12 protein-coding genes are annotated in these 12,089 nt (G+C 55.5%); 1 reads left to right on the top strand and 11 read right to left on the bottom strand.

Annotated features, from left to right (window positions below):
* Positions 1-5: 5 nt before the first annotated feature.
* From EL098_RS11250 to EL098_RS23500, 11 genes are all read right to left on the bottom strand, one after another.
* Positions 6-803 (bottom strand): ABC transporter ATP-binding protein, encoded by a 798-nt coding sequence (locus EL098_RS11250; protein ID WP_126356294.1) that lies wholly within the window; start codon positions 801-803, stop codon positions 6-8.
* Between the two features lie 9 nt (positions 804-812).
* A complete protein-coding gene (gene ntrB / locus EL098_RS11245; RefSeq protein ID WP_232012431.1) occupies positions 813-1,616 on the bottom strand; it encodes a nitrate ABC transporter permease in 804 nt (267 codons plus the stop codon).
* 117 nt (positions 1,617-1,733) lie between these two features.
* The gene (locus tag EL098_RS11240; RefSeq protein WP_126356292.1) at positions 1,734-2,996 is read right to left on the bottom strand and encodes a CmpA/NrtA family ABC transporter substrate-binding protein; all 1,263 of its coding nucleotides are present in this window, start codon (positions 2,994-2,996) and stop codon (positions 1,734-1,736) included.
* A 277-nt stretch (positions 2,997-3,273) separates the two neighbouring features.
* The gene (locus tag EL098_RS11235) at positions 3,274-4,491 is read right to left on the bottom strand and encodes a nitrate regulatory protein (RefSeq protein WP_126356291.1); all 1,218 of its coding nucleotides are present in this window, start codon (positions 4,489-4,491) and stop codon (positions 3,274-3,276) included.
* 128 nt (positions 4,492-4,619) lie between these two features.
* Complete coding sequence (gene metQ, locus EL098_RS11230; protein WP_232012429.1) at positions 4,620-5,381, bottom strand: methionine ABC transporter substrate-binding lipoprotein MetQ; 762 nt, start codon at positions 5,379-5,381, stop codon at positions 4,620-4,622.
* A 215-nt stretch (positions 5,382-5,596) separates the two neighbouring features.
* Entirely contained in the window at positions 5,597-6,337 is a 741-nt protein-coding gene (locus tag EL098_RS11225; protein WP_126358423.1) for a CDP-diacylglycerol diphosphatase, read from the bottom strand.
* Between the two features lie 143 nt (positions 6,338-6,480).
* On the bottom strand, positions 6,481-7,428 hold the full coding sequence (locus EL098_RS11220) for a LysR substrate-binding domain-containing protein (protein WP_126356290.1): 948 nt from the start codon (positions 7,426-7,428) through the stop codon (positions 6,481-6,483).
* Positions 7,429-7,448: 20 nt separating this feature from the next.
* On the bottom strand, positions 7,449-8,372 hold the full coding sequence (locus EL098_RS11215; protein WP_126356289.1) for an alpha/beta fold hydrolase: 924 nt from the start codon (positions 8,370-8,372) through the stop codon (positions 7,449-7,451).
* Between the two features lie 6 nt (positions 8,373-8,378).
* A complete protein-coding gene (leuD, locus tag EL098_RS11210) occupies positions 8,379-8,993 on the bottom strand; it encodes a 3-isopropylmalate dehydratase small subunit (RefSeq protein ID WP_126356288.1) in 615 nt (204 codons plus the stop codon).
* Entirely contained in the window at positions 8,994-10,418 is a 1,425-nt protein-coding gene (leuC, locus tag EL098_RS11205; RefSeq protein ID WP_126356287.1) for a 3-isopropylmalate dehydratase large subunit, read from the bottom strand.
* Between the two features lie 199 nt (positions 10,419-10,617).
* The gene (locus EL098_RS23500; protein ID WP_232012403.1) at positions 10,618-10,836 is read right to left on the bottom strand and encodes a hypothetical protein; all 219 of its coding nucleotides are present in this window, start codon (positions 10,834-10,836) and stop codon (positions 10,618-10,620) included.
* Here EL098_RS23500 and EL098_RS11200 point away from each other — a divergent pair.
* Positions 10,775-12,046 carry a glycoside hydrolase family 10 protein gene (locus EL098_RS11200; protein ID WP_232012427.1) on the top strand — a complete coding sequence of 424 codons (1,272 nt, stop codon included), beginning with the start codon at positions 10,775-10,777 and terminating at the stop codon, positions 12,044-12,046. The two genes, EL098_RS23500 and EL098_RS11200, sit on opposite strands and share 62 nt — an antisense overlap.
* Positions 12,047-12,089: the final 43 nt, after the last annotated feature.

Below are 12,089 nucleotides of genomic sequence, written 5' to 3'. Positions count from 1 at the left end.
ATAAATCAGGCCACCGCCCGGTGTTTTTCATGCAGGAACTGCAGGACCTGCTGACGGTACTGGTGGAACAGCGGATCGTTAGCCAGCGCCAGTCGCGACCGTGGTCGCGCCAGATCCACCTGCAGGATTTCACCGACTTTTGCCGCCGGTCCGTTGGTCATCATCATCACCCGATCGGAAAGCAGAACCGCCTCATCAACATCGTGAGTAATAAGCACGATGGTGGTATTCAGTCGCGCCTGGATCTCCATTACCGCATCCTGCAAGTGCGCGCGGGTTAACGCATCGAGCGCACCGAACGGCTCATCCATCAACAGCACTTTCGGCTTCATCGCCAGCGCGCGGGCGATGCCCACCCGCTGCTTCATGCCGCCGGAGATCTCCCCCGGGCGTTTGTCGGCGGCGTGCGCCATATGCACCAGTTCAAGATTGTGGTTAACCCAGTCGCGCCTTTCACCTTTGCTCATCGTGCCGCTGAACACCTGATTGACCGCCAGCGCCACGTTGTCAAAGCTGGTCAGCCACGGCAGCAACGAATGGTTCTGAAACACCACCCCGCGCTCCGGGCCTGGGCCGGTAATTTCCTGGTTATCGCACAGCAGTACCCCTTCAGTCGGGCGGCTTAGCCCGGCTATCAGGTTCAGCAATGTGGATTTGCCGCAGCCGGAGTGGCCGATCAGGCTGATCGTTTCGCCCATGGCGATATCGAAGCTGACGTTGTCGAGAGCCAGAAACGGACCTTTAGCCGTCGCGAAACTCTGGCTGATGTTCTGCACGCGAATAATAGCTTTGTCGTTTTTCATCTCGGGCTCCTAACGGTTGTCGTAGCTGAAGTGGCGAGCAATGGCCATCAGCCCCTGCTCCAGCGCCATGCCCACCACGCCGATCAGCAGGATGGCAACGATGATGTTTTCCACATTGAGGTTGTTCCATTCATTCCAGATCCAGAAACCGATGCCGACGCCGCCGGTCAGCATTTCGGCGGCAATGATCACCAGCCAGGCAATACCAATCGACAGGCGTGCCCCGGTAAGGATGTACGGCAGCACGGCGGGGAACAGGATTTTACGCATCACGGTGAATTCGCTGAGATTCAGGACTCGCGCCACGTTGAGGTAGTCCTGTGGAATACGCGTCACCCCTTCGGCGGTGTTGAGGATCATCGGCCAGATCGAGCAGATAAAGATGGTCCACGCCGAAGCTGGTTCAGCACGCTGGAACAGCAGCAGGCCAATCGGTAACCACGCCAGCGGGCTGACCGGGCGCAGCAGGGAAATAATCGGGTTAAGCATGCTGGCGATAAAACTGAAGCGGCCAATCAGGAAACCGGCAGGAATACCGATCAGCGCGGCCAGCCCGAAGCCCAGCGCTACCCTTTTCAGTGAGGCCAGCACGTTCCAGCCGATGCCCATGTCGTTGGGACCGGCGACGTAAAACGGATCGGCGAAAATCACTTTCGCCGCTTCCCAGGTTTTCAACGGGGTGGGAAATCCTTTGCTCCCGATCGCGGCAATCTGCCAGATGACAACCAGCACGATCAGCCCCAGCAGCGCCGGGAGGACTTTTTGCAGCACGCCACGGAGCGAGGCAGCGAACGATGAGTTAACCGCCGCCATCGGTGCCGGCGGTGCAGCATTCAGCGTGGCCGGAACAATGGAGACAATCTCTGCACTTGCCGCTTCGATCGGCACAACGTTAGGCGTTTTTACATTGACGGACATTAGCGACCTCTCTTAGCGTTTCATGGCAAAACTGTTGGCGTAGTCGGCAGGGTTGCTGCCATCCCAGACTTTCCCGTCAATGAGCTTGCTACTGCGCATCTCCCCGGACGGCAGGTTGATGCCGCCGACCGCGCTGGCTGCCTGTTTATAGATGTCGACCCGGTTAATTTTTTTCGCCACCGCCAGATAATCCGGGTCATGGTCCAGCAGCCCCCAGCGTTTGTGCTGGGTCAGGAACCACATACCGTCGGAGAGATACGGATAGTTGACCGCGCCATCGTTGAAGAAGCGCATGGCGTGGGCGTCCTTCCACTTTTTGCCCAGCCCGTTCTGATAATCGCCAAGCATCCGCCCCTGGATGGTTTCCACCGGGGTATTGATGTACGCCCGGGTCGCTACCACCTGCGCGGTTTCGATACGGTTCGCATCCGAGGTGTCAATCCAGCGCGAAGCGTCCAGTACCGCAGCGGTAAGCGCGCGTGCGGCATTGGGATTGGCGCTCACCCAGGATGCGGTGGTGCCGAGAATTTTTTCCGGGTGATCCGGCCAGATCTCCTGCGTGGTGATGGCGGTAAAGCCGATATCATCCTGAATGGCGCGCTGATTCCAGGGTTCGCCAACGCAAAATCCGCTCATATTGCCGATTTTCATGTTCACCACCATCTGCGGCGGCGGCACCACGATGTTGCGGACGTCGTTAAAGGGGTGAATTCCGGCATTCGCCAGCCAGTAGTAGAGCCACATGGCGTGTGTGCCGGTGGGAAAGGTTTGCGCAAAGGTGTAGGTGCCTTTCGCGCCAGCATCGACCACCTTTTTCAGCGAGGCAGCATCGGTGACACCCGCCTGCTTCAGCTGATTCGACAGGGTGATCGCCTGACCGTTATTGTTCAGCGTCATCAGCATCGCCATATCATGCTGCGGGCCGGAGACGCCCAGCTGCAGGCCGTAGACCAGCCCATACAGCACATGAGCCGCATCCAGCTCGCCGGAGACCAGTTTGTCGCGCATTGACGCCCAGCTCGACTCCTTGCTGACGATGATTTTGATGCCGTACTTCTCGTCAAACTTCTTCACCGCCGCCATCACCACCGAGGAGCAGTCGGTCAGCGGAATAAAGCCAACGCGGACCTCTTTCTTCTCGGGCGCATCGGAACCAGCCGCCCAGACGCTGTTCATCAGGCCCGGCAGCAGCAGACCGCCAGTCAGCGCCGCGCTGCCGGCGAGAAAGCGGCGACGGGAAAACTGCACGGTCGTTTTTTTATCGTCTTGCGTCATTGCGGCTTCCTGTAATGTTGAAAAATGAGCAAAAAAAAAGCGCCCTGTCACCGCTCAGTTTCCTGAACGCTGAAGGACGCCTTTATCCGTAACTTTGACTAAACCGCCATTAGCTTAATCGTTATGGCTAACAATGCAGCTTATATGCCAACTTATTGGCTATTAAAAATGCAGCGGGTTAGCGGATTATTTTCCCGTTTCTCGCCGTTTATTGCACCGCCACGGCACGCGTTGCACTCCGCAATAGCGCACTAACAGTGCAGCTACTCCTTTGGGGTTAGTCGCCTTTTTTACTCAATATGGCCGACATGGCGAACATCGCTTCCGCGACATCCGACAGCTTTCGGTTCTGGTTCATCGCCATATCACGCAGAATTTTATGCGCCTGCGGTTCGGTCATACCGTGATGCTGCATCAGCAGCCCTTTGGCGCGCTCCACCAGCTTTCGCTCGGCCAGGGTGGCGCGTAATTCTGCGAGCTCGGCGTCCTGCGCCTGTAGCTGGCGAGACTGCTTTTCCACCAGCTCCAGCACCGCACGGCTGAGCTGCGGCGGGATCAGCGCCGAATAGTGCGGCTCGGGTGACGGTATCTGCCCGATATCCTGCTGCTGCACCGCCAGCGAGGCCTGCGCGTCACTAATCCGCTGCCGACAGCAGGCCATCAGCACATCCTCCAGCAGATCTTCCACCCTTTTCATGTCGTTGATCCGCGCGGTGGTGACTTCAAACCAGCGCAGCGCGGTTTCACCGCCGTTATCTGCAGGGATCGTGCGGGTACAGGCAATGCGCCGCAGGCGTTCAAACTCGCTGCTGTCCGCGTCCAGCAGCCGCTGCCACAGTGCCAGGCAGCGGGCATCGGCAAACTCGCTGAAGGTCAGAAAACAGCGCTCCTGGCCTTCAATCAGATCCAGGAGTTGCTGTTGCAGCACCTCATCAAAATGCCGAGCGGCAAAGCCCGCCGCGCCAAGCGCGCGTTCCTGCCCGACCAGCTCTTTACCCTGCATAAAGCTGAACATAGCAAGCAGCGCCCGGGAGATGGTCGGATCGCCGGAGATATCCGCCGCTTCAAATACCAGCGCCAGGTGCGTCCGGATCACGTCGCTGTACTGACGCATAGCCTCCGGCTGGTCGACCTCCTGCGCCTGAACCTGCCGGCGAAGCAGCGGCAGCGTGCTGAGACTGTGCAACACAGCGGCAATGCGGCTAAACAGACGCGGCGCGTTGGACATGCTTTGCCCGCTCAGATCCAGCGCCTGCAGCAGATCGTCGACCGCATGCTCCGCCAGCTGCACCTGTAACGCACTCTCGCTGAGCTTATCTGCCCACAGCTCGCCGTGGGAACATAAAAAGATGTTGGCCGTGCCGCGCTCACGTTGCAGGACGTGGATCAGTTGGCTGACCACGCCGACCAGTCTGCCCATTTCAAGCAGCTGTTGCAGGCAGATGATTTCACTTTTTTTGGAGGCAAGGACGAAACTGAGTGCTGAGAGTGGCATAGGCGGGCCTGATAAACCATGGTCATGCAGTGGATAAAGCAAGAAGCATGCCGGGGATATTATGGAGCCAACCAATAAGAATTTTTTGTCTGGTGGGGACCCCGGTCGCCGGGATCCCACCTTAAGAATTACCAGCCTTTTACGGCGTCACCTTGATAAACCTGGTCAGCAGCTGCAGCGACTTCATCGGTCTGGTAAGCCTTCACCAGATTCCTCACGTTTTCGCTGTCCTTATTGTCTTCCCGGGCAACAATGATGTTCACGTAGGGCGAGTTTTTATCTTCTACAAACAGGCCATTTTTGGCCGGCGTTAGCCCAATCTGGCTGGAGTAGTTGGTATTAATGATGGCAAGATCGATTTTGTCATCATCAATCGCGCGGGTCAGCTGCGCGGCCTCCACCTCAACAATTTTAAGATGCTTAGGGTTTTCCACAATATCCAGGGACGTCGGCAGCAGACCGACGTTATCTTTGAGTTTGATAAGTCCCTGCACCTGCAGTAGCAACAGCGAACGACCAAGGTTGGTTGGGTCATTCGGCACCGCTACCTGAGCGCCCTCCTTGAGCTCAGTGACGGATTTAATTTTGCGGGAATAGCCAGCAATCGGATAAACAAAAGTATTGCCCACGGCGGCCAGCTTATAACCACGTTCTTTTATTTGTTTATCCAGATAAGGACCGTGCTGAAAGGAGTTTGCGTCAATATCGCCGCTGCTAAGCGCCGAGTTAGGCAGCACATAATCGGTGAAGGTCACAACCTCTACGTCGAGGTTGTATTTCTCTTTCGCCACCTTTTTAACCGTGTCCCACAGCGGCTGGTCAATCCCGGCGCTGATACCCACTTTAATATGATTAGCGTCCTGCTTCGGGCCGCAGCCGGTAATCAGCATTGCCCCCGTCAGGGCAACCGCCAGCAGAGACACTTTTACAGTATTTTTTATCGCCGTGCGCATAAATAACGTCTTCCTTAAACCAATAAAAACAGCCAATTTGAAATTACACACCAGCATGGTGCGGCGACGAGAGTTTTTCAAACCATGCTGAAGCTGGCAAATAAGAAAAAGACATAACCTATGTTTAAATACTTCCTTTGCTACTTATTTCATCAAAGTTTTGCAGGCGGCAAAATCGTACACTCTTTATCCAGAAGCGATTCCACCGACGCACGATTATTTCTGTCCCAGCCGCGTTTTGTGGTAAGCAAAATAAATCCTTTTTGCTCGCCGTAGGTGGTCGGAATAACGGCAACGCCCCACTCCGCTAACTGCTCGGGCGATAAATGGAAATAGCTAGCGACGCTGTTAATCGGATAGATACCCATCACCGCTGGCTGCATCACCCGCCGCGCGTACCAGGTATGGCGCAGTAATTTATCGGGCAGCGGCCGCCACTCTTCCTGAATGTACGGGCGCTCGGCGAGCATCTGGCGCCTTACGTCTTCCCGCAGACAGGTCAGGTGAATATGCAGCTGATTCTGGCTACGTCCATACGCCGAGTTAATAGCCAGGCCGAGCCTGTCGTCAGGCACTGGGGCTCCATACTGCCAGGCTAAAAGATGGCGCATCAGCCAGGCATAACCGAAGTAGTCCGTGCGCCCTTCCAGCGCCAGCTGCGGACTTTCAATACCGCTCAGTTTTGCCGTGGGGACAAGAATAAAGTGGTAGGGGTAACGCGGATTCTGGATAACGCTGAAGCCGTGAGCTTTTCCCTCCGGCATATAGATCTGCTGGCAGGGTGCCGGGTTGTTCGTTTGCTGATAGTGGGTCATGCAGACCTTATCGACTACGCCCCACAGCGCGTCGGAACGGGCGCAGCCCACCAGCAGGAATATTGCTGAAAGGGTCATCCCTCGCTTAAGACAGGAATAAATCAGGGCGGTGACTCTGTTTCTTCTCATTTATCTCTGCATCACTCTCGGCCAGCAACGAAGTAGTGCGCTTTATGATAAAGCATAATCTGACATCCGCCTGAAGTATTCAGGGATTGAGCTTATTGAGTTGTGCGTAACGCTTCCACAGGCGGAAATCGTTGAAAATAGTCCACCAGAAAATCAATACAGACCTTGAGTTTTGCCGAGCCGCTGGTGCGGTTGGAATAGACTGCCCAGATATTGGCTGCCTGGTACCACTCCGGTAAAAGCTGCACCAGCTCGCCACAGGCAATATAGCGCTGCACCTCCCACTGCGAGCGCAGAATAATTCCGTGCCCTTTCAGCGCCCAGCTTAAGACTACGCTGCCGTTATTGGACGAGAGCTGGCTGCTGACGTGAGTCTGTAGCGTTTCCACGCCGTTGGTTAACGGCCACACGCCGAACTGTGAGCTGCGCTCCTGAATAACAAGACATTTATGGTGCCTGAGTTCGGCTATATGCAGCGGGGTGCCGTGCTTTTCCAGGTAGTCCGGAGAGGCACAGAGTACGCGATGGTTAGTGGAGAGCTGGCGAGTGATATAGAGATCTTTAATATCGTCGCCAACGCGAATTTCAATGTCGACGCCCTCTTCCATCAAATCAACGACTTTGTCCGTCAGCGTAAGCTTGATATTAAGCGCCGGGTAGCGTTCTGCAAGCGCTGAAAGCGCGTCAGGCATATAGGTCGAGCCAAAACCAAACGAGCAGCTCATCTGAATGTTGCCTTCGAGCGTATCCCGCCAGGCAGCAAGACCCGAGACAAAATCGCCCATACTCTCCAGCACCGAAAGCGCCCCGGTGAGGGCTTTGTGGCCGTCTGCCGTTAAATGAATGGCGCGGGCACTACGATGGAACAGACGCATGCCCAGGTTTTTTTCCAGCAGCGCAATACGTTTACTGACATAAGACGGCGACAGGCCCAGCTCCGCCGCCGCATTGGCAAAGCCCTCCTGGCGCACCACGGTGACAAAGACGTTCAGGTCTTCAACAAGCGGCCACGGGGCGCGCGGATTTTCACTGGAGCTCATGGTTATGCCATCGTTCAGAATCAGGTCAAGAACGGCATAATAGCGCCGAGCAGCGCATCGGGACACTCTTCCTGTGGGCTGTGTCCGCACGGCATTGCTTTACCACGAACATCCAGCGCCTTTTCCTGCCACGTTGCGATAACATCATAAAGCTGGCCAACCGTGCCTTTCTCGCCCCAGAGCACCAGCAGAGGAGTGCTGATGCGCAGGTGTTTATCGGCTTCGTCATCCTGCAAATCCAGAGTAGCCGAAGCGCGGTAATCTTCGCAGATAGCACGCAGCGTATCAGCGTTCTGGTAGCAACGCAGGTATTCGGCAAACACCTCCGGTTCCGTAGCGCCGGGGGTTTTAAGCTGGCCATCGATGTGTTTGCGCAGAAAGAACGCCGGGTCCGCTGCGATCATTTTTTCCGGCATCGGCGAAGGCTGGATCAAGAAAAACCACCAGAAATAGCGGGTAGCAAACGTCTTGTCGGTCAGGGCATACATGGTGGCCGTCGGGGCGATATCAATAAAGATGCTGCGTTTAACCTGCTGAGGATAATCCAGAGCCAGACGATGCCCGACCCTGGCCCCGCGATCGTGCCCCACCAAAGCAAAGCCGTCGTGGAATCCGAGTCTTGCCATCAGCAGAATGATATCTTTCGCCATTTCACGTTTGGAGTAGCTGCGATGATTATCGTCGCTGGCGGGCTTGTCACTGTCGCCGTAGCCGCGAATGTCCGGCATGATGACGGTAAAATGCTGTGCCAGCGATGGGGCAATTTTACGCCAGGTTACGTGGTTCTGCGGGTGCCCATGCAGTAGCACCAGCGGTTCGCCCTGTCCCGCAACGGCGGCGCGAATCGAAATACCGTTTTCCAGTATTACATCCATTAGCCGGAAGCCAGAGATGAAAGGAGAGTCACCCCTGTGGCGAATAAAGTCAGCGTTATCTTTCATCATTGAAGGTTAATCCTGGGTCATTAGCCACGGATACGCGGCAAAATGGCGCTGTTCAAACTCCCGAATCTCCTGCTGGTATTGCATCGTATAGCTAATGGCGTCGTGGCCCTCCAGCAGCATGTGTTTTTTCAGCTCATCGACCGTAAAGGCAATCTGGCTGCCTCCAACGCTTATCTGCTGCCCGGCGAGATCGACGGTAATGCTGTTAGTTTCGGGATTGCCTGCTGCCTGAGCCAAATGGTCAATGTCCGCTGCCGGTAATGTCAGGGTCAGCACGCCGTTACGCTGGCAGTTGTCGTTAAAGATACCGGCAAAGGTGGTGCCGATAAGCGCCCTGATGCCGAGCTGCCGTAACCCCCATACCGCATGTTCACGGCTGGAGCCGCAGCCGAAGTTAGGGCCCACAATAAGAAAAGCTGCCCCCTGCCACGCAGGCTGATTAAGAATAAACTCCGGGTTCAGCGAGCCGTCTGCCCGGAAACGCTTATCGAAGAAAACGCCTCTGTCCAGATTGTTACGTTCGATGCCTTTAAGAAACTGCTTCGGCATGATTACATCGGTATCAATGTTGGCTGCCATCAGCGGCGCAGCCACGCCGGTTATACGGTTAAAGGGTTCCATTTACGCTTCCCCCTGCTTTAAAAAAGGACGCACATCCGTCAGATGACCCGCCACTGCCGCTGCCGCAACCATCGCCGGGCTCATTAAGTGCGTTCTCGCCCCGGCCCCCTGGCGGCCAGCAAAATTACGGTTTGTGCTGGAGGCGCAGCGGTCACCCGGCTGAAGCACGTCTTCGTTCATGGCCAGGCACATTGAACAGCCCGACTGCCGCCACTCGAAACCTGCGTCGATGAAGATTTTGGCTAACCCCTCCCGCTCGGCGCGGGCGCGAACCTGCGTTGAGCCGGGTACGATTATCCCCCTTACGCCCGGCGCAATTTTCCTGTCACGCAGCACCTGCGCCACGGCTCTGAGATCTTCAATACGCCCGTTGGTACAGGAACCGATAAAGGCATGAGTAATCGGGATTTGGCTCAGCGGGGTTCCTGGTTCGAGGCCCATATAGGTCAGCGCATTTTCTATGTCACGGCGTTTTGCTGCGCTGGGCTCCGCGGCGGGATCGGGCACCAGGTCCGTAATACTGCCGCCCTGATCCGGGCTGGTGCCCCATGTTACGCGAGGCGTTAACTTCGCGCAGTCGAGCACAACTTCTTTATCAAATACCGCGCCGCTGTCGCTGCTGAGCGTGCGCCAGTATTTCAGCGCCTGTTCCCACATGTCACCTTTAGGCAACCGTGGTGCGGTTTTGATGTAGGCATATACTTTTTCATCCGGTGCCATAAAGGCTCCACGGGCACCGGCCTCAACCGCCATATTACAAATGGTCATTCGCCCTTCCACGCTGAGCGCATCAATGGCGCTGCCGCAAAACTCAATGGCAAAACCGGTCGCACCATCTGCTCCTATTTCAGCGATAAGCAGCATGACAATGTCTTTTGCCGTCGCGGCAAACGGCAGCTCACCATTGACCGTCACGCGCAGCGTTTTCAGCTTCTTGTAGGCCAAAGTTTGCGTCGCCAGCATATGCTCAATTTCTGAGGTACCGATACCGAAGCCAAATGCGCCAAAAGCGCCGTAGGTCGTGGTATGGCTGTCGCCCGCGGCAATCACCATACCCGGTAATACGATCCCCTGCTCGTGCGCGACAACGTGTTCAATACCCTGCCGGGAGTCCATCACGCCAAACAGTTCAAGCCCAAAATCACGGCTGTTAGATTCGAAGTAACGAACCTGAAGCTCACCCCCCGGGTCGGTCATTTCAGGCGTGCGCTCAGGGCGTGTCGGGTTAACGTGGTCGACGTTAAGCAGAATACTTTTGGGTTGCCAGACCTTGCGGTTTGCATCACGTAGACCGCTAAATGCCTGCGGGCTGGTGTATTCGTTGAGGATGGAACGGTCGATATACAGCAGGACATTGCCCTGATCGTCCAGAGGGCGGATGACGTGGGCATCGATGATTTTATCGTACAGCGTTTTCGGCTTCATTGCGGGTCACCTTGCTTCTCTAACAGCAAAAATAACGGCGTGCTGGCACGCAGATAAAAAATGAGCAATCAGTGAAGGAATAGTAGCAATCCGTTAATTGCGCTGTCAGTAAAGGCATGGTGCACAACCGTAATAGGATAAAACACGAAACGTGTTCTGTTTACTGTGAGCCTGTTTCAGGATTTTTTCGGAAGCAAAATCAGTCGGCGTCTGTTTTAATTAACGGTGTTAGAGATTGACTTGATGTTGAATAGTAAGAAAATTCGTGTTGTCCAACGTTCGTCAAAAATCTGGAGCACATCATCGCCTCTTCACGCCGCTTTCTCTCTGTCACGAAGGTTAAAAAGTCCTGTGCGCTGCTTGCCGCTGCGCTGTTTCTTGCCAGCTGCGCCTCCAAACCGCCAGTTTCTCTCGTCACGCCCTTTCCTTCCGGTAAGACGACTGTTCCGCCGACTTCGCAAAGCAATCAGCCAATGCGCGGTGTCTGGCTGGCAACGGTCTCCCGACTGGACTGGCCGCCATTATCGTCGGTTAACGGCAGCAGCGCGCCCGTGCGAATTAACCAACAGCAGCAGGCATTGAAAGACAAGCTGGATAAGCTAAAGTCGCTGGGGATTAATACCGTGTTCTTCCAGGTTAAACCTGACGGTACCGCCCTGTGGCGCTCAAAGATTTTGCCGTGGTCAGATATGCTGACGGGCCGCATTGGTGACGATCCCGGCTACGATCCGCTGCAGTTTATGCTCGATGAAGCGCATAAACGCGGCATCAAAGTACACGCATGGTTTAACCCCTACCGCGTCTCAACTAACATCACGCCCGGTACGGTTGCTGCCTTGAACCGCACGCTTTCTCTCCAGCCCGCGAGCGTCTTTGCGCTGCACCGTAACTGGATAAGAACTTCTGGCGAGCGCTTTGTGCTCGATCCGGGAATTCCTGACGTGCGTGACTGGATAACCAGTATTGTTGCAGAAGTCGTCTCAAACTATGCCATCGACGGCGTGCAGTTTGATGATTACTTCTATACCGAATCACCCGGTTCTATGCTCAACGATACCCAGACCTACAGAACTTATGGCCAGGGTTATGCGTCAAAAGCAGACTGGCGGCGCCACAATACCCAGCTGCTGATTGAGCAGGTTTCACGAACCATCAAACAGCTCAAGCCCGGCGTTGAATTTGGCGTCAGCCCTGCTGGCGTATGGCGCAACATATCTCATGACCCGGCAGGCTCGCAGACGCGTGGCGCTGCCGCCTATGATGAGTCGTTTGCGGATACGCGTCTTTGGGTGCAAAAAGGTCTGCTGGACTATATCGCCCCGCAGATCTACTGGCCCTTCTCGCGCAGCGCTGCACGCTACGATGTGCTGGCTAAATGGTGGGCTGACGTCGTGAAGCCAACGAATACACGTCTCTATATCGGCATTGCACTTTATAAGGTCGGGGAACCGTCGAAGAATGAACCTGACTGGACGGTAAATGGAGGCGTTCCGGAGTTGAAAAAGCAGCTCGATTTGAACGACTCCATACCGCAGATTAGCGGCACGATCTTGTTCAGAGAAAACTATCTGAATCAGCCCCAGACGCAGCAGGCGGTGAATTACCTCAAGGCTCGTTGGGGAGAGTAATTTGCTGAGGAAAAACCGGATCGCCCGTCCCTGGGGCGATTCG

This window comes from Cedecea lapagei (assembly GCF_900635955.1).
In the GTDB taxonomy this organism is placed as follows: domain Bacteria; phylum Pseudomonadota; class Gammaproteobacteria; order Enterobacterales; family Enterobacteriaceae; genus Cedecea; species Cedecea lapagei.
Note: the sequence above shows the minus strand (reverse complement) of the source record. Positions and strands in the feature narration are given on the sequence as shown.

Coding starts and splice junctions, on each gene's coding strand:
- EL098_RS11225 (WP_126358423.1), bottom strand. CDS start 6,337: ATGACCCTTTCAGCAATATTCCTGCTGGTGGGCTGCGCCCGTTCCGAC.
- EL098_RS11250 (WP_126356294.1), bottom strand. CDS start 803: ATGAAAAACGACAAAGCTATTATTCGCGTGCAGAACATCAGCCAGAGT.
- EL098_RS11220 (WP_126356290.1), bottom strand. CDS start 7,428: ATGAGCTCCAGTGAAAATCCGCGCGCCCCGTGGCCGCTTGTTGAAGAC.
- leuC (WP_126356287.1), bottom strand. CDS start 10,418: ATGAAGCCGAAAACGCTGTACGATAAAATCATCGATGCCCACGTCATC.
- EL098_RS11215 (WP_126356289.1), bottom strand. CDS start 8,372: ATGATGAAAGATAACGCTGACTTTATTCGCCACAGGGGTGACTCTCCT.
- ntrB (WP_232012431.1), bottom strand. CDS start 1,616: ATGGCGGCGGTTAACTCATCGTTCGCTGCCTCGCTCCGTGGCGTGCTG.
- leuD (WP_126356288.1), bottom strand. CDS start 8,993: ATGGAACCCTTTAACCGTATAACCGGCGTGGCTGCGCCGCTGATGGCA.
- EL098_RS11235 (WP_126356291.1), bottom strand. CDS start 4,491: ATGCCACTCTCAGCACTCAGTTTCGTCCTTGCCTCCAAAAAAAGTGAA.
- EL098_RS11240 (WP_126356292.1), bottom strand. CDS start 2,996: ATGACGCAAGACGATAAAAAAACGACCGTGCAGTTTTCCCGTCGCCGC.
- metQ (WP_232012429.1), bottom strand. CDS start 5,381: ATGCTGATTACCGGCTGCGGCCCGAAGCAGGACGCTAATCATATTAAA.